Consider the following 20,026-nt stretch of genomic DNA (forward strand, 5'->3'; position numbering starts at 1 on the left):
CAAGGGGTGTACGGGCTTCCGCCGCAGCGGGTGATCCGGTCATGACCCGGGTCACCCGCCAACCCGATTGTGCATGATTCGAGAGACACAAGGGGGTGTTGGACGGAGTGCGGTCGGTGCCAAGCTGGAGCACCCCTCATCCGACCTCGCTTCGCTCGGCCACCTTCTCCAACAGGGGGAGAAGGAAAGCACAGGGCGTGCCCAAATTTTTTCATCCGGGACACGAGATAGCCGGCAAAGCGTCATTGGCGAGCCATCATTGCAGCCTATCTATTGGTTGCGGGTCGGCGGTCGAGGAGGCGACGGATGAACGACAGAATCAACACCCTGGATGAGCTTTTGAGCGATCCGATGATCAAGCTCGTGATGGAACGTGATCGCGTGCAGCCGGCGGCGCTTCGCACGCTGCTTGAAGAAAAGGTTCGCCGGGCGGAGGATGATGCGCCGGTCAACCCCGATCGCTTTGTACCGCCAGCCCACATGGTAGCCGAGACCTGCCACAAGCTATGGCTGTGCAGCTAGGCAGAGGTGCTTGGCTGGGTCAGCCGCCTTTCGCGCTGTCCCGCGGACGCTTCGATGAAGAGGCCCCAAACAATTTGATTCAAACTTTGTTGGTAATTTCTCGTTAGTAATCTGGACTGGTTGTCCGGCGGCGTCGTCTTGCCATCGGTCTGTTGTGTTTTGCGTACAGGTCCAGATGCGGTTACCAGGCGTCGTTATCTTCTCGATCGCAGCGCTGTGCCTTGCCGGCTGCACATCCACGTCCGGCGTCGACGCGCTGCAAGTGCCGTCCAGCGAGACGACCAGCTCGGTTGTGCGGCCGCCCGCGCCGGTCGCGTCGGTCGGTGCCGCCGATGCCGCACCCGCCTTCGCTCAGGAAGAGGCGATGGACCAAGCCGTGGCGATGGCTCCTCCAGAGCCTGTGGAGCGCATCGAACCACCCGCCGAGCCGATTGCCCTGGTGGCGCCGAAGCGGCTGGCACGGGCAGCACCGATCCTCGCCGAGCCGGTCCAGCGCTATCGTTTTCGTGACGCCAAGCCGATCAATTTCGGCAAGGCCTCGCCCAGGCACCTCGCCGTTCACGGCGTCGACGTCTCGCGCTGGCAGGGCAACGTGAACTGGGACAAGCTGCGCGCGCAGGGCGCGAACTTCGCCTACATCAAGGCGACCGACGGCGGCGATCATCTCGACCCGATGTTCAAGAAGAACTGGCGCAATGCCGACGCTGCCGGCCTCAAGCGCGGCGCATACCATTTCTTCTACTGGTGCCGCACCGCCGGCGAGCAGGCCGACTGGTTCATCCGCAACGTGCCGAGGGTCGAGGGCGCCTTGCCGCCGGTGATCGATGTCGAGTGGAACGGCGAATCCAGCTGCAAGCGGCGGCCGTCGCGGCAAAAGGTGCTGGAAAAGATGCAGGTGTTCATGGACAAGCTGGAGCGGCACTACGGCCAGCGGCCCATCATCTACACCGCACCCGATTTCTACCGCGACAATCTCAGAGGCGCTTTCCCCGATTATCCGTTCTGGCTGCGCGCGGTCGCACAGCACCCGTCAAAGGTCTATCCCGGCCGCAAATGGGTGTTCTGGCAGTATTCCGGCTCCGGCCTGTCGCACGCGGTGAGGGGCCGCATCGACCTCAACGTCTTCCATGGTGACGAGAGAGCCTGGCGGAACTGGGTAGGCGGGCGGCAGATGGTGGCTGAGGCGGAGTAGGGGGCCGGCTGGAGCATCCTGCCGCTCGCGCCTGCGGCACTGATCGCGGCCGCAGAAAGCCACCATTTGCAGGCATTGGCGTGAATATTGAGGAACCCTGACCGACTGTCGCGGAATTGTCATGGATCCGTCATCGCTTTGAAATGTCGCTCCGCCAAAGCAAGTGGCTTCCATTCCAACAGGAGACGCCACCCGTGCCCCGCCATTCCGCGCTTTTCGTCCTGACGGCAGCGCTTGCTGCCTCCGTTTCGCTGCCGGCCCACGCCGACATGATGTTCAACCGGGTCGCGAGCTTCGCGGTCGCCGGAAACCTCCCGGCGGACGTCGAGAAGACCACGCCGACTTCGTCCGAAATCATCACGGCCACCGAAGACGGCATGACGCTGGTCTATTCCGACAGCCCGCTCGGTGCGGTCGGCTTCGTCGACATCGCCGATCCCAAGTCGCCCAAGGCCGGCGGCATCGTCAAGATCGACGGCGAGCCGACCTCGGTTGTGATCATTAGCGGCAAGGTGCTGGCCGGCGTCAACACATCGGAGAGCAAGGCCAAGCCTTCGGGCAACCTCACGGTCATCGACCTTGCCTCCAAGGCGATTGAAAGCACCTGCGACCTCGGTGGCCAGCCGGACTCGCTGGCGCTGAGTAAGGACGGCAAGTTCCTCGCCATCGCCATCGAGAACGAGCGCGACGAGGATCTGAACGACGGAGAAATTCCGCAGATGCCGGCGGGCGACCTCAAGATTTTCACGCTTGCCGAAGGCCAGCCTGACTGCGCGACGATGAAGACCGTGAACCTGGCGGGCATTGCCGAAGTCGCGGGCGACGATCCCGAGCCGGAATTCGTCGCCTTCAACGAGGCCGGCGAGATTGCGGTCACGCTGCAGGAAAACAATCACATCGCCATCGTCAACGCCGAAACCGGCGCGATCGTCACGCACTTCTCCGCAGGTTCCGTCACGCTGGACAAGATCGACACCAAGAAGAACGGCGCCTTGTCCTTCGATGGCAAAATGGAAAACGTCGCCCGCGAACCCGACGCAGTGAAATGGCTCGACAATGACCGTCTCGTCGTCGCCAACGAAGGCGACTATAAGGGCGGCTCGCGCGGTTTCACGATCTTCAGCAAGAAGGGCGAGGTCGTCTACGAATCCGGCCCGTCCTTCGAGTACTAGGTTGCCAATGCCGGCCATTATCCCGACGACCGCAACAAGAAGGGCGTCGAACCGGAAGGTCTCGAGACCGGCGCGTTCGGCGAAGACAGACTGATTTTCGTCGCCTCGGAGCGCGGCTCCGTTGTCGGCGTCTACAAGGACACCGGTGCGGAACCTCAGTTCGTCCAGATCCTGCCCTCCGGCATCGCTCCGGAAGGCCTGGTCGCGATCCCGTCGCGCAATCTCCTGGTCACCGCCAACGAGGCCGACCTGGTCGAGGACGGGCTCGCCCGCTCGCATGTCATGATCTACGAGCGCTCCGAGGGTCCCGCCGCTTACCCGATGATCACGGCAAAGCTCACGGCAGACGGCGCGCCGCTCGGCTGGGGTGCGCTTTCGGCGCTCGCGGCCGGCGACGCTGCCGGCAAGCTGTTAGCGACCTCGGATTCGTTCTACGCCAACGCGCCCTCGATCTTCGAGATCGATGCCACGCAGACCCCGGCGCTGATCACCGGCAAGACCATCGTCACGCGTGGCGGCCATCCTGCGCAGAAGCTCGACATCGAAGGCCTTGTCGCCGACGGTGAAGGCGGCTTCTGGCTGGCCAATGAAGGCGATCCGGCAAAGCTCGTCCCGCACGCCATCCTGCGCGTCGACGACAAGGGCGAGATCAAGCAGGAAATCGGCTTCCCGATGGAATTGCTCGCCCACCAGACCCGCTTCGGTCTCGAAGGCATCACCACCATCGGCGAGGGCGACGACCTGACGCTGGTGATGGCAATGCAGCGCGAATGGGCCGACGATCCGAAGGGCCAGGTCAAGCTTTTGGCCTACAAGCCGAAGGCCAAGGAATGGTCGGCGGTGCGCTACCCGCTCGAAGCGACCGAAGCTGGCTGGATGGGCCTGTCGGAGATCACCACGCATGAAGGCAAGCTCTACATACTCGAACGCGACAACCAGATCGGCGACCTTGCCAAGGTGAAGCGCGTCTATTCGGTGGCGCTCGATGCCTTCAAACCGGCCAAACTCGGCGGCGAACTGCCGTTGGTCGAAAAGACGCTGGTGCGCGACATCATCGGCGACCTGAAATCAGCCACCAACGGCTATGTCGTCGACAAGGTCGAAGGTTTCACCATCGACAAGAACGGCGACATCTTCGTCGCCACCGACAATGACGGCGTCGATGATTCTTCCGGCGAAACGCTGTTTCTCCGCCTGGGCAACATCAGCGCCGTGAACTGAGCCCCTGAAGCGAGGGTCGATCCGCGAAGCGGATCGGCCGCACCGGCAGCGCCGCTTCGCCCCTGATGGACATCAGCAGCCGGGCATCTTCGCTGCGGCTGTTTTCGTTGGCGGCAACGCAGTGGTTTCCGTGAAGTATAGTGGCCAGCATGTCGGTGGCGGCGCATCCGTCAAAGAAGGTCTATGGCTGTTCTACCGGATATTCCGACTCTGTCGCACGTGGCAGCCCTTTCCTTCTCTGGGGCTAGATCAAGACCGGCAGTCTTCCACTAAGCGGGTTCATATTGTTCCCAGAGCTTTTCCCACGTCACCAGAAGTGCTCCATACCGTCTGATGAATTCAGCTTTCTCTTGACCATTGAACACAATGTCAGACGTGGCAAAAGATTGGCCACGTATCACATCGATTATCCTGAATTCGTCAGGAGGGTATTTGCTTACAGACGAGATAATCGCCCAAAGTCCAAGCCTTGCGCCATCTATGCTCAGCGGAGGTTCTTCCGAGAAGTACGGGTAGATAATGCGATTCTTCGAGTCCCCAATTGCCAAAGCCAACAGGTTCTCTACTTTGACTGTGCACTCTAGCTCAGGCAACTCGATCGCACCTTTGACCGCAAGCAATTCCGACCTGGACGCTTCATTTGTCCACCGTCGCTTGTTGTCCCACCAATCAAGAAATCCATCTCTTAAGTTGGGGTACAAGCGTTCGCGCCCTTTGTTAGTGGCGATACGCCCGGCTACGGCGACCCAAAGATCTTTCTCTCCGTTCACGTGACCCTTTGCGTCATGCCAGAAAGGCACGTGAAAATCGCCGCCTTCACTTTTCGCTCCAGCCTGTTTGCGAAGCCCATCGCGAATATCGGCTCGAAGCATCGAGACCCTCTTCGAGTCCTCGGCAAACATGAGCGTGAGTAGTTTCCGCAGATGTATCTTCTTTAGCGACATCAACAATCTCCAAGAAAATGTGCGAACAAAGAGGCCACCCTAGGGTGGCCTCTCAGATTACTTTTCTTTCCGCACGCCTTTAAAAGGCTTGTTATCAGCCTTTTGATCCATGAACTTGCCGGTATCGGTATCCCGCTTAGTCCAGCGATCATTCTCGGGATTGTAGGTCTGGGACCGGTCGCGCACTGCGCCATTCCGGTGACCGTCACCCTTCGGTGGGTTGGTGGCCATGCTCTTTGCTCCTTTCTCCCGCATCACTCGATGCCTTGCGCTTTTAGGCGCGCTTGACATCCGTTGATCACGAGAACAGCATGCCCACGCTTTAGCGAGCGAGTGAGCTGCAAGGGCGGCGGGTCCGCCTCGGCTGTTCACGAAGGGCGGTGCGAGAAATTGCGCCGCCTTTTTCTTAGCCCTCTGAGACTCCGCTACGGTTCGTCGTTTGCGTGGTCACGCGGTTATCCACAGGGGGTTGTTGACGAATCGATGCTTTGACTGCTATTCACCTCCACGTCTATATATATGCGCGCACAATCTTGTTGGTACCATATCTATGCGCTGGGACTAGTCAATGTCCCCGATGCGAAAGTCGTGGAGAACCTTGGTTATCCACAGGCATTTTCTTTAAAGCCGATTGCATTTGTCGGCTATTTGAAAGCCTGAATCATCTCTGGCGCAACTAGGTCGGCGGATGGTCAGACGTAGCCGACGCGGAGTGAAATCACTCAGTCTGGCGACTGCGGCCAACGGTAGACCGAGAAATACAATGATGGCGCCGCAGCCTACGGCTTGGGCGCTTGGCCGAGCTAGCAAAAACCGATAGGCTTTAGGATCGCTTGAGGTATCTCCTTACTGCTTCGGGAAGCTCCTTGGTCCGCCTATCGCCATGGCGACTCATCTGTATCTGTGCTGCCTTTAGCGAGACCTTGCACGCAAAGCTCAATTCTTCAGCTGTCTTAAATTCATCGACAATCCAGGCAGGCATCAACAGTGCCGCTGCGAATTTGTCCGCCTGCTTTTCGGCGCTTACATACGCAGGAATGGAGTCCATATTGCGATACTTTTCAGGCGCTCGATGCAGCGGCACGGCAGTGTCATGGAGCACTAGATGTCCGAATTCATGCGCGAACGTCCAACGTGCTCGGCCGTCGTATTTCAAAGCTGCAAGATAGACATTCTGCCGGACCACGATTTTAGGTGGCTGGAATTCTGTGTAAGCCTCCACATTGTCGAGGTTCGAGGATTTCTCCACGACCAAAGAGAAGTTGGGCTGAAGCTGTGGCAGGACATTCTCGATGAGGTGAACAACCTCAACAACTCGAGCAAAGGGCTCTATGCCAAGCGTCTCTCGCCACGCATATGCAACTTCGTCAATCTCTTCATTACGAAGAGCGGCTACAATGTGGTCATCAAGCATCTGCTTTCCCCTCAACTTCGATACGAAGCGAGCGTATCTGCTGCGGCGTAAGTGTGTTCAATTTCCGATAGAGACGCCTAGATTTTCCTTGGTGTGAACTATTTATGCTTACAACGTTCGTCGCGTTGTTGAGTGACTTAATCAGGTTTTGGTGAGATAGAAAATCTGCTTCTATCCATTCGATAAAGGACTGAATATAGGGGTTGCTCGGAGTCTTCGTTCCTGTCTCATAGCTAGAGATATCGCTTGGCTCGCAGTTGAGCGCTTTAGCTTGATCGGCCATTGTATAGCCTTTCTTAATGCGCAAATTGCGAGAAATTTGACCAAACGTTACTAGCACATGGTGGGACATATCTAGTCTCCCAATTAAGGTCAGCTGCAACCACTTGTAGAGCCACAAGTGTCGCACTTTTCGCAATTACCATTGCGGACCATTGTGAAGTTTTGGCATTCGGAGCACATGTTGCCGGTATAGCCCTGTATAATCGATTGTCTCCTACGGGATACCTCAAGCGCTTTAGCCTCGGATGCTTCTCGTTGAGCAGAATCAGTAAATAAGTTGTCCGTTGATGATACTTGGTGGGCTTCTATTTCCTCAGCAAACTCCTTAGATCGCTCCTCGTATTCGCGCTTATAGGCGCTAGGCTCCTCATCAAGCTCGCGCTTTAGCGCAAGCCCGCCTACAGACGACGTCGAGTAGAGTCGAAGCTTGGAATTGACCTGGGCAACGGTCGATGCGCGCACTGATTGATCGCTTGGCGATCTATCCCTATCGAAGCCGGAGTCTAAGGAGCCCCTAGGGTTTAGACTGGCAAGACTGCCCTTGCCCGAAACCACCGTTAAGGGTGCGCCGCGAGTTAATCCCTTTGAGAACGGCGTTGCCTTGCCCTCAGTTATGCCTCGACCAAGTGCGGTGTTGTCGAAATCCGATTGGTCGACATGGGCGAGGTCGTGACGACCCAGATAGGAAACCGCGAGTTCGCGGAATACATAGTCGAGAATTGAGGTTGCATTTTTGATCGCGTCGTTGCCCTGCACCATGCCGGCTGGCTCGAATTTAGTATGAGTGAATGCGTGCACATATTCTTCGAGCGGTACGCCATATTGCAGGCCGAGCGAGATGGCGATGGCGAAGTTGTTGAGAAGGCCGCGCAACGTCGCGCCTTCCTTGTTCATGTCGATGAATATCTCGCCGAGACGGCCATCGTCATATTCGCCGGTGCGCAGAAAGAGTGTATTACCGCCGATCTTGGCCTTCTGGGTGTAGCCCTTGCGGCGAGACGGCAGCTTCTCCTGCTCGCGCGAGACGCGCTCGATGATGCGCTCGACGATCCGCTCGGTGATCTGTGCCGCGCGTGCCGCCGCCGGCGCCGCGATCAGCTGTTCGACCGCATCGTCCTCGTCGTCTTCGACGTTGGCAAGCAGCGAGGCGTTGAGCGGCTGGGAGAGCTTCGAGCCGTCGCGATAGAGCGCGTTGGCCTTCAGCGCCAGCTTCCACGACAGCATGTAGGCGCCCTTGGCGTCTTCCACCGTCGCGTCGTTCGGCATGTTGATGGTCTTGGAAATGGCGCCGGAGATGAAGGGCTGGGCGGCCGCCATCATCTGGATGTGGCTGTTGATCGACAGCGAGCGCTTGCCGATCTTGCCGCACGGGCTGGCGCAGTCGAACACGGGCAAATGCTGGTCTTTCAGAAATGGTGCTCCCTCAAGGGTCATTGCACCGCAGACATGGATGTTGGCGGCCTCGATGTCCTTCTTCGAGAAGCCAAGCGCCGGCAGCATCTCAAACGAGAAATCGTTGAGCTGCTCGTCGGTGAAGCCAAACGTCTCCTTCACCCAGTCCGCACCCAGCGTCCACTGGTTGAAGACGAACTTGATGTCGAAGGCCGATTTCAACGCTGCGTTAAGCGCCGCGATCTTGTCGTCCGTAAAGCCTTTTGCCCTGAGCGAGCCGGGATTGACGGCGGGCGCCTGGTTCAGATTGCCGTGGCCAACCGCATAGGCCTCGATCTCGGCGATCTGGCTTTCCGAATAGCCGAGCGTGCGCAGCGCTTCCGGGACGGCGCGGTTGATGATCTTGAAATAGCCGCCACCGGCCAGCTTCTTGAACTTCACCAGCGCGAAGTCGGGCTCGATGCCGGTGGTGTCGCAATCCATGACGAGGCCGATCGTGCCGGTCGGCGCGATCACGGTCGCCTGCGCGTTGCGGTAGCCATGCTCTTCGCCGAGCTCGATGGCGCGGTCCCAGGCAGCCTTGGCATGGGCGGCAAGCTCGGGCTGCTTCAGGTCGGAGGCGACCAGCGGCACCGGGTTGACGGCGAGTTTTTCGTAGCCATCCTTGTCGCCATAGGCCGCACGGCGATGGTTGCGCATGACGCGCAGCATGTTCTGCGCATTGCGGTCGTAGTCGGGGAAAGCGCCGAGCTCGGCGGCCATTTCGGCCGAGGTGGCATAGGCCGTGCCGGTCATGATTGCGGTGAGTGCTGCGCAGATAGCGCGGCCCTCGTCGGAATCATAGGGAATGCCCGAGGTCATCAGCAAGCCGCCAATATTGGCGTAGCCGAGGCCGAGCGTGCGGTATTCGTAGGAGAGCTTGGCGATCTCCTTCGACGGGAACTGCGCCATCATCACGGAAATTTCGAGCACCATGGTCCACAGCCGCACCGTGTGCTCGTAGGCTGATATGTCGATGGTGCCGTCGGCGTTACGGTAGGGGAGCAGGTTGATCGAGGCCAGGTTGCAGGCCGTGTCGTCGAGGAACATGTATTCCGAGCACGGGTTGGACGCCCGGATCGCACCGGCCGAGGCGCAGGTGTGCCAGTCATTCATCGTCGTGTTGAAGTGCAGGCCCGGATCGGCCGACGCCCAGGCGGCATAGCCGATCTTTTCCCACAAATCCCTGGCCTTCAGCGTCTTCAGCACCTTGCCGTCCTTGCGGGCGGTGAGGTGCCAGTCGGCATCCTCTTCGACGGCGCGCAGGAAATCGTCCTTCAGCGAGACCGAATTGTTGGAGTTCTGGCCCGAAACGGTGAGGTAGGCGTCTGAATCCCAGTCGGTGTCGTAGGTCTTGAACGACATCGAGGTGTAGCCCTGCTTGGCGAACTGGATGACGCGGTAGATGTAGTTCTCCGGCACCCCGTCCTTCTTGGCCGCCTTGATCTCGCGCTTCAGCGCGGTGTTGATCGCCGGATCGAAGCAATCGTCGTCCTGGCCTTCGCAGTTGATGCAGGCCTTCATGATCGCTTCGAGGTGCTTCTTCACGATCTTGGAGCCGGTGACCAGCGAGGCGACCTTCTGCTCCTCATTGACCTTCCAGTCGATGAACTCCTCGATATCGGGATGGTCGGCGTCGACGATGACCATCTTTGCGGCGCGGCGCGTCGTGCCGCCCGACTTGATGGCGCCCGCCGCGCGGTCGCCGATCTTGAGGAAGCTCATCAGGCCCGACGAGCGGCCGCCGCCGGACAGTTTTTCGCCTTCGCCGCGCAGGAACGAGAAGTTGGAGCCGGTGCCGGAGCCGTATTTGAACAGGCGCGCTTCACGCACCCACAGGTCCATGATGCCGCCTTCGTTGACGAGATCGTCCTGCACGCCCTGGATGAAGCAGGCATGCGGCTGCGGATGCTCATAGGAAGATTTCGACTTGGTCAGCTTGCCGGTGAACGGGTCGACATAGAAGTGGCCCTGGCTCGGGCCGTCGATGCCATAGGCCCAATGCAGGCCGGTGTTGAACCATTGCGGCGAGTTCGGCGCGACGCGCTGTGTGGCCAGCATATAGGCGAGCTCGTCGCGGAAGGCGCGCGCATCTTCCTCCGATTTGAAGTAGCCGCCCTTCCAGCCCCAATAGGTCCAGGTGCCGGCGAGGCGGTCGAAGACCTGGCGGGCGTCGATCTCGGAGCCGTAGCGCTCGGCCTCGGGCAGTTTTGCCAGTTCGGCCTCGTCGGCAACGGAGCGCCACAGGAAGGAGGGGACGTCATTCTCCTCGACCTTCTTCAGCCGTGCCGGCACGCCGGCCTTGCGGAAATATTTCTGCGCTAGGATGTCGGCAGCAACCTGGCTGAACTGCGCCGGTACGTCGATATTGTCCAAGCGGAACACCACCGAGCCATCCGGATTCTTGATCTCCGAAAGTGCCTTGCGGAATTCGATCTCCGCATAAGCCGCCCCTTCTTGCCCTGCCAGCCCCTGCTTGGTGAAACGACGCTCGATGCGCATTGGCCCTATCCCTTGCTTGTCTATATATAGCGCTTTTCCCAGGGGATTTCTGCCCCCTTGGCGAAACGCGCATGTCCGCCGCCTGCCGGCCTTAAAAACGGCCGGCCCCTTTTCCACAGCCTCCGCCGCCCTGCTGGTCAAACTCCTTGCGAAGCACCTGTCCAACGCGTTGGCGAACCCCTGCGGGTCCCTCAAATCTGAAGTTTTTTCGAGTCCCTCAATCGAGGGAAGCTCACACTATCTAGCGTCGAACCTACCTGCAAACACTAAATATAGTATTAACAGACAATTTATTCCAGTCCGACATTTTTCCCTTTCATCCCAAAGACCCCACAACCCCAACGCTTCCGCCGGCCTCGTAAACAGGCGGAAATGCGGCCAAAACGCACATAATCCGGGAAAAAGACCGGGCTCAGAACTTTCCGGTCGCACTCTCAACAGGAGCGCATGGCCTATAAAAGGCGACTCGTTTTGCGCCGTCAAGGATTCGTTTGTGCCGCTTTTGTGACCCCAACATCTTGTGTGTCACATATGTGGATAACGGGGATAGAAGTGGCCTAGGGGATTTCGATTTGTCTACGCGTAGGCAATCGGCCGCGACAACGCATCCCAAAGCTGGAGTGGCCAATCGATTCTGTTCGCCAAAGAACATCGTCGGGTGATGCGCAGCAGGTGCGCGGGTTTGGCCGGTGAGCCTAGTCTTGCTCAGGAGAACTGGTGCGGGTCGGCACAGAAATAGGCGATGATCTGGCAAAGGTCCGGCTCGTTGACCATGCGCACCGCCTCGGCGGGGCTGACCCATTTGCGGGTGCGCGACCGCTTTTCCTTCCACCGGTCGGCGATCTTGTCGACCTGCAGTGGAAACACCAGGACTTCGCAAGGCACTTCCTCGCCGGAAGCCAATACCTTGGCATAGAAGTAGCGGCCGGCTTCGTGGTGGGAGATCGTCCCGCGCAGTCCGGCTTCCTCGCCGGCCTCGCGCGCCGCCGCTTCGCAAAGCAGTTCCTTGGCCTCAGGCCAGCCCTTGGGAAGCACCCAGCGGCCGGTGTCGCGGCTGGTGATAAGCATGATCTCGATGCCATGCTTGGTATCGCGCCAGGGCAATGCTGCAACCTGCAGGCGGCACGGCGCTGTGCCGAAGAGCCGCTGGACCCTTTCGGCCAAATGGTTGTTCGTTGCTGGCGTCGTCAACATCGGAGAAGCTTGCCCCAGCCTCCAGAATCATCTGCCGTCTCGTGAATCTTACGGCTAATCATGGGCAATAAAAGTAAAAAACCTCATACGCACTGGTTAACCACGCCAAGAGGCGTCGATTCAGGAAATATCGTGCGCCGCGGCACTCTTTCAAGAAGTGCTCGCCGGCAAGCAATGCTCGCCGGCATGTTCCGGGAGAAAAAGCGATTACCGCGAATCAGCCGGCGTGGTCGTCGGCGATCGGCTTCTGGTAGGTGAAGCCCATATCCCACGGAAAATAGATCCAGGTGTCCTGGCTGACCTCGGTGACGAAAGTGTCGACCAGCGGCCTGCCTTTCGGCTTGGCGTAGACGGTGGCGAAATGCGCCCTGGGCATCATGGCGCGCACGATGCCCGCGGTCTTGCCGGTGTCGGTAAGGTCGTCGATGATCAGCACGCCGGCGCCGTCATCGGCAAGCAGTGCCGGCGTGACCTCCTTCAGCACCTGCAGCTGCCCTTGGCTGGTGTAGTCGTGATAGGAGGCGACGCAAACCGTCTCGATGACCCGGATGCCGAGTTCACGCGAGATGATGGCGGCCGGAACCAGGCCGCCGCGCGTGATGCAGACGATCGCTTTCCATTGGCCTTTGTTGGCGCCGGCAAGCCGCCAGGCGAGCGCACGCGCGTCGCGGTGGAACTGATCCCAGGAAACAGGAAAGGCCTTTTCGGGAAGGGACATTTTTGTGCGCACTCCGCAGCGCGCGAAAAACGCGCGCAGACACTTGAAGGAATGCGCGCGGAATTAACTGGAAAGCCTTGGCCTTGGCAAGGGCGGCGGCAGGCGATCCCTGTGGACTTAGTCCTTGTGGACTTACCGTGACAGGAAAGCTGCCACGGGCAGGGTGCGCAGCACCGTGCGGGTGACCCCGCCGAACAGCAGCTGGCGCAGCCAGGAATGGCTGTAGGCGCCGAGCACGAGCAGGTCGGCGCCGGTTTCGGCGACCCTGGTCTGGATCACCTCGTCGACCGAGTGGCCGCCCGATTGCAGCACCGAGACGCTGACGGTGGCGCCATGCCTGGACAGGGCGGCGGCGATTTCGGCGCCGGCCGCCTCCGGAGCCTCGTCGAGCGTATCCGGCGGGTCAATGACGACAATATCAGTCTTCTCGGCCTCTATGATGAAGGGCAGGGCATCAAAGGCGGCGCGCGCGGCTTCCTTGCTGCCGTTCCAGGCGAGCAGCACGTGCTTGAAGCTGGTGATGAGCGGGCCTGAGTGCGGCACGACCAGCACCGGCCGGCCGGCGTCGTAGACCAGCGTGTCGACATCGGCGCTCGGATCGCCGCCAGATTCGCGCTGCGCTGCGATGATCAAGTCCGCGGTGCGAACGGTTGGGATGCCGGTCAGCGCGCTGTCTCCGGAAAAGCTCTCGAGGCTGCGCCACTCGAAGGACAGGCCGGAATCCTCGATATGCCTGAGGAAAACCGTCCGCAATTTTTCGGCGCGCTCCTTGTTCATGTCGGCCGAAACCTGCAGGAACTCGGTGTCGGGAAAGCCGGTGGCCGAGGTGTAGGGGACGGGAAGCGCTTCGGCATGAATGCCGATGAGATGGCTCTGGAACCTGTCGGCAAGCGGAATGGCGCATTCGAGCACGCGCTCCGCGTCCTGTTCGTTCTGCAGTATGGCGACGATGGTCTTGAATCGCATGGTAACCCCTCAATTTACGCGATCGAAACTCGCATGAAACGTTACAGCACCATGCTTGGTTCCGGCCTGGATCAGGTCGCCGCGCTGGCAAGGCCTGCGACCATCGCTTCGACATCGGCGCGGGCGGCGTCCAGCGCTTCCTGGTTGCGGGCACGGACAACCAACTCCGTCCAGAACTTGCCGTCGCCATATTTTGGGTAGGACCCGATGATCGTAGCCGGATGCGCCTTCTGGATCTCGCCCAACGGTCCGCCGACCAGGCCTTCGCCGAACGGACAGTGCACCGTGGCCGACAGCATTTTGGTGCCGGCCTTCAGCGTCGGCACCACATTGTCGAGCATGGCCTGAAAAATCGCCGGCACGCCGGCCATGACATGGACGTTGCCGATGCGGAAGCCGGGCGCGATGGACACAGGATTGTCGATATGGTCGGCACCGCGCGGCATCCGCGCCATGCGCTTGCGCGCCCCGGTATATTCGATGCCGCGCGCGGCGTAGCTCGCTTCCAGCATGGCATAGGCCTTGGCGTCGTATTCGCAGGGCACGCCGAAGGCCTTGGCAATCGCATCCGCGGTGATGTCGTCATGTGTGGGGCCGATGCCGCCGGTCGTGAAGACATAGGTGTAGCGGGTGCGCAGGGCATTCACTGCGGCGACGATCTCGTCTTCCTCGTCGGCAACGATGCGCACCTCCTTCAGGTCGATGCCGATCGCCGTCATGATGTCGGCGAGGTGGCCGATATTCCTGTCCTTGGTGCGGCCGGACAGAATCTCGTCGCCGATGACGAGCATGGCGGTGGTGACGATTTCGGACATGGAAGGCTCCGGCAAAAGGTCAGTTGAGATAACGCGGCGGATGGTTGGCGGCAATGCCCGTATTGATAACGCTGCTGCAGCAGAGCAATCGCATCAGGTCGGCGCCGCCCCTCATTGCCCTGCCGGGCATTTCTCCCCGTATAGTGACGGGGAGAAAGATGCCTTCGCAAAGGATTTCGCCAATCTCCAGCGTTGCAGAAGGGGGTGCCGAGGTTGCGGCCAGCCCCTTCTCCCGTCACTATACGGGGAGAAGGTGCCGGCAGGCGGATGAGGGGCGGCGCCGACTTCGACAATTGGCCGGTCGAGCGCCGACTGCGGCAGGGCGCTATTCCTTCACCGCACCGGTCATCGAGGAAACGTAGTGCTCGACGAAGAAGGAATAAAGCACGACCACCGGCAGCGAGCCGATCAGGGCTCCGGCCATCAGCGCTCCCCACTCATAGACGTCGGAACGGACAAGCTCCGTAAGCACCCCGACCGGTACAGTCTTGTTTTCGGACGACTGGATGAACGTCAGCGCATAGATGAATTCGTTCCATGACAGGGTGAATGCGAATATGCCGGCGGAAATCAGGCCGGGCACCGACAGCGGCAGCACGATCTTGGTGAGGATCTGCCACCGGCTCGCCCCGTCGATGAGCGCGCATTCTTCCAGTTCGAACGGGATGGAGCGGAAGTAACCCATCAGCAGCCAGGTGCAGAACGGGATCAGGAAGGTCGGGTAAGTAAGAATGAGCGCGAAGGGCGTGTCGTAAAGCCCAAGGTTGAACACCATCACCGACAGCGGGATGAACAGGATCGACGGCGGCACGAGATAGGCGAGGAAGATCGCGAGCCCGACCTGCCGCGCCCCCGAAAACCTCAGCCGTTCGATCGCATAGGCCGCGAACACCGCAGCCAGCAGCGACAGGAACGTGGCGGCGGTCGAGATGATGATCGTGTTGAGCAGCCAGCCCGGATAGGACGTGTCGAACAAGAGATAGCGGATGTGCTCGAATGTCGGCTGCACGACCCAGAACGGATTGAAATTGGCGTAGTCGGTCATCTCGTGATTGGGCTTAATCGCCGTGATCGTCATCCAGTAGAACGGGAACAACAGCACGATGACGAACACCAGCAACGGCAGATAGACCGTCACCACGCGCCGCGGCAGCCTCTGAAGGTAGCCCATGCCGCCTTCGTCGAGTTCCGGACGTTTCGTTTTTTTGGTCGTGGCCCTCTTGATCACAGCCATGTCAGTCTCCGCCGCCCTGCTGCCATTTGCGGCGTTGCAGGCCGAAATAGCTGAACAGGATCGCCGCAAGCAGGAACGGGATCATGGCGACCGCGATGGCGGCGCCCTCGCCAAGCTGACCTCCCGAAATGCCGCGCTGAAACGACAATGTCGCCATCAAATGGGTGGCATTGACCGGTCCGCCGCGGGTCAGCACATAGATCAGCTGGAAATCGGTGAAGGTGAACAGCACCGAAAACGTCATGGTGATGGCGATGATCGGCGTCAGTAGCGGCAGCGTCACAAAACGGAACAATTGCCAGCGGCTGGCGCCGTCGAGCGTGGCGGCCTCGTAAAGCGACTGCGGAATCGTCTGCAAGCCGGCTAGCAGCGTGATGGCGACGAACGGAATGCCGCGCCAGACATTGGCCGCGATCACCGAAGCGCGCGCGTTCTCCGGATCGCCGAGGAAATTGATGCGATGGTCGATCAGGCCCATTTCCATAAGCGCCCAGGACAGGATGGAGAACTGCGAGTCGTATATCCACCAGAAGGCGATGGCCGACAGCACCGTCGGCACCACCCACGGTAGCAGGACGATCGCGCGGAAGAACGATTTGAAGGGAAGGTTCTGATTGAGGATAAGCGCCAGCCAGAGGCCGAGCGCGAACTTCAGGATCGAGGCACTTATCGTGTAGAGCAAGGTGTTGAATACGGAGAGCCAGAAGACGGCGTCATCCGACAGATATTGGTAGTTTTCGATGCCTATGAAGATACCTGGGCGGCCGATGCGGGCATCGGTGAAGCCGAGCCAGATGCCGAGCCCCAACGGATAGGTGAGGAAGACCAGCAGCAGCGCTGCCGCCGGCAGCATGAAGCCGAAGCCAAGCGCGTTCCGGCTGTCGGCCAGGAGCGACAGGCTCCGCGACAGGATCGACGGACGCGGCTGAACGGCAGCGGACGACACGGCCATAGGACGGCTCCTCATAATGTCTGCTGGCATGGTGGCCTGAGTGGCCGCCACACGATTTCAGGAACCAGACCGGGCAGCGCGGTCGCGGCTGCCCGGCTCGGCTGTGATCAAACGCGATAGTACCGGTTGGCGCGTTTCTCCGCCTCTTCCATCGCCTCCTGCGGCGTGGCCTGGCCCGTCACGGCCTTGGCAAACATATCGACCAGGACATAATCGGCCATGGTCGCCGCCGAGGCATAGCCGAGCGGCCCGGCATAGCCGTTGGGACGCAGCGTCGCCGAGGCCTTGGCATAGGCGGCATTGTTCGGGTCGGCCGTCCACACCGGATTGTTGTCGAAGGCTTTGAGTGTCTGGCAGCAGTAGCCGGCCGAGGAGGTGATCCACTCCGCCATTTGCTGTTCCTCGAACATGAACTGCAGATAGGCCTTGGCTGCGTTGGGGTAAGGCGTGTAGTCGAAGATCACGGCCGTGGTCACCTGGAACAGCTCGACCGATTTCCCGACGGGACCGATCGGCAGGCTGGTCGTGCGCATGTCCTTGGCGATTTCAGCCAGTTTCGGATCATTGTCCTTGTTGGTCTTGGCCGTGTTATACACGGAAATGCCGTTTGCGATGACGCCCAGTTCGCCGGCCAGGAAGGCGCGGTTGTTGTTCACGTCGAGCCAGCTTTCGGTGCCGGGGATGAAGGTCTTGTAAAGTTCCTGCGCGTATTCGATCGCCTTGAGCGTCTCGGGGCTGTTGATCGTCACCTTTCCGCTCTCGTCGACCATCTGGCCGCCATGGCTCCAAAGCAGCCAGTGAGCATAGTTGTTGCCGTCGCCGACGCCATGGCCGTGTGTGAAACCGGCCGGATGGCCCTTCGCCTGTAAGGCCTTACAAAGCTCAAGGAAGCCCGCCGTGTCCTTCGGAAATTCCGAGAAGCCAGCCTCCTTCACCCAGCTTTCCCGATAGACAATGGCATTGCCAATGGTGGCCAGCGGCAGGCCGAGGAATTTTCCCTCGCGCGTCGCATACTGCTTTGGTCCGTCGTGCCAGCCGCCGTATTTCGTGCCGAGATACTCACCCAGTTCCGACACGTCATGCAGCTTGTCTGGATATTGATGCGGGTCGTCGAACCAGACCAACATGAGATCTGGACCGGAGCCGACATTGGCGGCGACCGCCGCCTTGGGGCGAATGTCCTCCCAGCTTTCCTTGTCGACACGGACCTCGACGCCTGTCGCCTCGGTGAACCGCTTGGTATTGGCCAGCCATTGATCCTCATCGCCCTGCACGAATGGCGACCAGCGCAGCATCCGCAGCTTCGCGCCGTCCTCGGGCTTATAGGTCAACCCCTCCTGGGCAAAGGCGGAAGAGCCGACGAAACGGCTCCCCAAGGCTCCCGCCGCCACGCCGGCGGTCGTGCGGATCACGTCACGTCTGGTGAATTTCATGCTCGTCTCCTCCTGTTTATTTCCACGCGGTGTTCTTACTGCCGGGCGCGCATTTCGAAGCGCTGCCCGGTTTCGCCATGAAAGAGATGGATGAGGCCCGGCTCGGCCGTGAGCCGGACGGTCTCGCCCGGCGTGAAGGAATGGCGCTCGCGGAAATTGGCGACGATCTCTTCGCCGCCGGCCGTCCGGCCGATGAGCTGCACTTCCGATCCGGTCGGCTCGACCACCGCGACGGTGACCGGAATACCTTGGCCGCCGGACAGCTGCAGATGCTCTGGCCGTATTCCCAGCACCACCGGATCGCCATTGCCGATGGTAGGTGCTTCAGCCAATGGGATTGAAATCCCCCCGGAGCCTCGAAAGGACGGTGAGCCGCTATCGGTTGCGATTTCGCCCCTCAGCATGTTCATGGCGGGCGAGCCGATAAAGCTGGCGACGAAGAGATTGTTCGGCCGGTCGTAGAGTTCGAGCGGCGGCCCGATCTGCTCGACGAGGCCGTCATGCATGACGACGATCTTGTCGGCCATGGTCATCGCCTCGATCTGGTCGTGGGTGACATAGACCGTCGTGGTCTTCAGCCGCTGGTGCAGTTCCTTGATCTCGGCGCGCATCTGCACCCTGAGCTTGGCGTCGAGGTTGGACAGCGGCTCGTCGAACAGGAAGACCGCCGGATCGCGCACGATCGCCCGGCCCATGGCGACGCGCTGGCGCTGGCCGCCGGAAAGCTGCCTGGGATAGCGCTCCAGCAATGGCACCAGCCCCAGGATTTCGGCGGCGCGCTTAACGCTGGCAGCGCTTTCGGCTTTCGAAACACCCTTGAGCATGAGCGAGAACGCCATGTTCTCGGCGACGGTCATGTGCGGGTAGAGCGCATAGTTCTGGAAGACCATGGCGACGTCGCGTTCTTTTGGCGCAACATTGTTGACGACACGGTCGCCAATCGCGATCTGGCCGCGCGAAATCTTTTCCAGGCCGGCGATCATCCTGAGAAGGGTCGATTTTCCGCAGCCCGACGGCCCGACCAGCGTAACGAATTCGCCGTCGTCTATATCGACGCTGACACCGTGGAGAATTTCGACGGTTCCGAATGATTTGTAGACATCGCCAATCGCGACAGACGCCATCGATTTCCTCCCGAATGCTTCCTGCGACGTCTTCGAAGGCAACCGCTTCTTAACTGGCCGCGGTAGCTCCCAAGCTCCTCCCTGGTCACGCGCGATGATGAAACGGTAGCGCTACCAAGCCTGCCTGTAAAGCGGCTGCGCCGCAAGCACTCTTCTTTGTTGCTCGTGATTGTGGGCGTCCCCGGCACGGACTGAAAGTCGCCATGTCCGGGATCATAGCAGGGGGATGCTTTGTCAAGCCCCAGCTCTTAAAACCAGAGATGCGAAAAGCCATCAGCAACGACGCCTGCCTAGTCGGAAACTTCGGTTTGCGGCCGGTCCCGGCCGTCGGCGAGCTCGTCGTGCCATTTACCGTCGGCGTCCTCGTACTGGATGCCGTCCGTGGTGCCGGCGACCTGCTGTTCGGCCGAAGCTATCTCGGCGGCGCGCAGCGCGTCCTCGTGAGTAGGGAACGTCTCCGAAAATGTCTCGCCGACCTTATAGGCCCAACCCCCGTCATGCTCGACGATCTTGTAGGTCAGCTTCGCCATGAAATCCTCCGGTGGAAAAAGCTTAGTCTGCTCAATGCAGTTTGCCTTGGGGCAGTTTGCCTTGGGGCAATCTCTCGTCGGGAACCAGCACGTCCGATTCCTTTGCGGCTTCGACCAATGCCCGGCGCGCATCCGCTGTCGAACGATAACCTTCCAGCACTTTTAGGCAAGTGTCGAGAGCATCGCGATGCCGAGGACCACGATTGAGCGGCCAGACGGTCATCAGGCACTCCGCCGCTTCCTGGGTGCTGCGGATCTCACGGTATTTGCCGACATGCCCGAGTTCGACCACGACTGGCTTTTCGAAAGGCTTGTTGTCCATCATCGCCGCCAACGCGGGGCGGCCGATTTGGTTGCACGCCCTCCGCGTAAAGGCTGCG

General features: G+C 60.2%; 17 protein-coding genes and 1 pseudogene. 3 read left to right on the plus strand and 15 right to left on the minus strand.

Annotated elements, in window-relative coordinates; genetic code table 11:
• The first annotated feature begins 306 nt into the window (after positions 1–306).
• The 3 genes and pseudogenes from NKH12_RS19325 (at position 307) to NKH12_RS19335 (ending at position 4,107) form a co-directional block, all read left to right on the plus strand.
• The gene (locus NKH12_RS19325) at positions 307–522 is read left to right on the plus strand and encodes a hypothetical protein (RefSeq protein ID WP_127206675.1); all 216 of its coding nucleotides are present in this window, start codon (positions 307–309) and stop codon (positions 520–522) included.
• Between the two features lie 175 nt (positions 523–697).
• On the plus strand, positions 698–1,714 hold the full coding sequence (locus NKH12_RS19330) for a glycoside hydrolase family 25 protein (protein WP_352954597.1): 1,017 nt from the start codon (positions 698–700) through the stop codon (positions 1,712–1,714).
• 194 nt (positions 1,715–1,908) lie between these two features.
• Positions 1,909–4,107 (plus strand): annotated as a pseudogene (locus tag NKH12_RS19335) (esterase-like activity of phytase family protein).
• A 269-nt stretch (positions 4,108–4,376) separates the two neighbouring features.
• Here the strand turns inward: NKH12_RS19335 and NKH12_RS19340 are convergent.
• The 15 genes from NKH12_RS19340 to NKH12_RS19410 all read right to left on the minus strand — a co-directional run bounded on the left by NKH12_RS19340 (position 4,377) and on the right by NKH12_RS19410 (position 19,971).
• Complete coding sequence (locus tag NKH12_RS19340; RefSeq protein ID WP_352954598.1) at positions 4,377–5,051, minus strand: hypothetical protein; 675 nt, start codon at positions 5,049–5,051, stop codon at positions 4,377–4,379.
• Between the two features lie 57 nt (positions 5,052–5,108).
• Complete coding sequence (locus NKH12_RS19345; protein ID WP_352954599.1) at positions 5,109–5,282, minus strand: hypothetical protein; 174 nt, start codon at positions 5,280–5,282, stop codon at positions 5,109–5,111.
• A gap of 592 nt (positions 5,283–5,874) precedes the next feature.
• Positions 5,875–6,465 (minus strand): ImmA/IrrE family metallo-endopeptidase, encoded by a 591-nt coding sequence (locus NKH12_RS19350; protein ID WP_352954600.1) that lies wholly within the window; start codon positions 6,463–6,465, stop codon positions 5,875–5,877.
• Positions 6,458–6,817: a helix-turn-helix domain-containing protein gene (locus tag NKH12_RS19355; RefSeq protein WP_352954601.1), complete on the minus strand. Its 360-nt coding sequence runs from the start codon at positions 6,815–6,817 to the stop codon at positions 6,458–6,460. The genes NKH12_RS19350 and NKH12_RS19355 overlap by 8 nt, the downstream gene beginning before the upstream one ends.
• 20 nt (positions 6,818–6,837) lie before the next feature.
• On the minus strand, positions 6,838–10,680 hold the full coding sequence (locus NKH12_RS19360; protein WP_352954602.1) for a vitamin B12-dependent ribonucleotide reductase: 3,843 nt from the start codon (positions 10,678–10,680) through the stop codon (positions 6,838–6,840).
• Between the two features lie 705 nt (positions 10,681–11,385).
• Entirely contained in the window at positions 11,386–11,874 is a 489-nt protein-coding gene (locus tag NKH12_RS19365) for an NUDIX hydrolase (protein ID WP_352954603.1), read from the minus strand.
• A 217-nt stretch (positions 11,875–12,091) separates the two neighbouring features.
• Entirely contained in the window at positions 12,092–12,592 is a 501-nt protein-coding gene (gene gpt, locus NKH12_RS19370) for a xanthine phosphoribosyltransferase (RefSeq protein WP_352954604.1), read from the minus strand.
• Positions 12,593–12,724: 132 nt separating this feature from the next.
• Entirely contained in the window at positions 12,725–13,558 is an 834-nt protein-coding gene (locus tag NKH12_RS19375) for a universal stress protein (RefSeq protein ID WP_352954605.1), read from the minus strand.
• Between the two features lie 71 nt (positions 13,559–13,629).
• A complete protein-coding gene (locus tag NKH12_RS19380) occupies positions 13,630–14,373 on the minus strand; it encodes a competence/damage-inducible protein A (RefSeq protein ID WP_352954606.1) in 744 nt (247 codons plus the stop codon).
• Positions 14,374–14,698: 325 nt separating this feature from the next.
• Complete coding sequence (locus tag NKH12_RS19385; RefSeq protein ID WP_352954607.1) at positions 14,699–15,607, minus strand: carbohydrate ABC transporter permease; 909 nt, start codon at positions 15,605–15,607, stop codon at positions 14,699–14,701.
• Between the two features lies 1 nt (position 15,608).
• Positions 15,609–16,460: a carbohydrate ABC transporter permease gene (locus NKH12_RS19390; protein ID WP_370463494.1), complete on the minus strand. Its 852-nt coding sequence runs from the start codon at positions 16,458–16,460 to the stop codon at positions 15,609–15,611.
• 206 nt (positions 16,461–16,666) lie between these two features.
• Positions 16,667–17,992: an ABC transporter substrate-binding protein gene (locus NKH12_RS19395; RefSeq protein WP_352954608.1), complete on the minus strand. Its 1,326-nt coding sequence runs from the start codon at positions 17,990–17,992 to the stop codon at positions 16,667–16,669.
• A gap of 35 nt (positions 17,993–18,027) precedes the next feature.
• The gene (locus NKH12_RS19400; protein ID WP_352954609.1) at positions 18,028–19,116 is read right to left on the minus strand and encodes an ABC transporter ATP-binding protein; all 1,089 of its coding nucleotides are present in this window, start codon (positions 19,114–19,116) and stop codon (positions 18,028–18,030) included.
• Between the two features lie 290 nt (positions 19,117–19,406).
• Positions 19,407–19,646, minus strand: a complete 240-nt coding sequence (locus NKH12_RS19405) for a DUF2188 domain-containing protein (RefSeq protein ID WP_077371423.1) — start codon at positions 19,644–19,646, stop codon at positions 19,407–19,409.
• A 31-nt stretch (positions 19,647–19,677) separates the two neighbouring features.
• Entirely contained in the window at positions 19,678–19,971 is a 294-nt protein-coding gene (locus tag NKH12_RS19410; protein ID WP_123149945.1) for a DUF982 domain-containing protein, read from the minus strand.
• Between the last annotated feature and the right edge of the window lie 55 nt (positions 19,972–20,026).

Source organism: Mesorhizobium sp. M1322, assembly GCF_040318085.1.
In the GTDB taxonomy this organism is placed as follows: domain Bacteria; phylum Pseudomonadota; class Alphaproteobacteria; order Rhizobiales; family Rhizobiaceae; genus Mesorhizobium.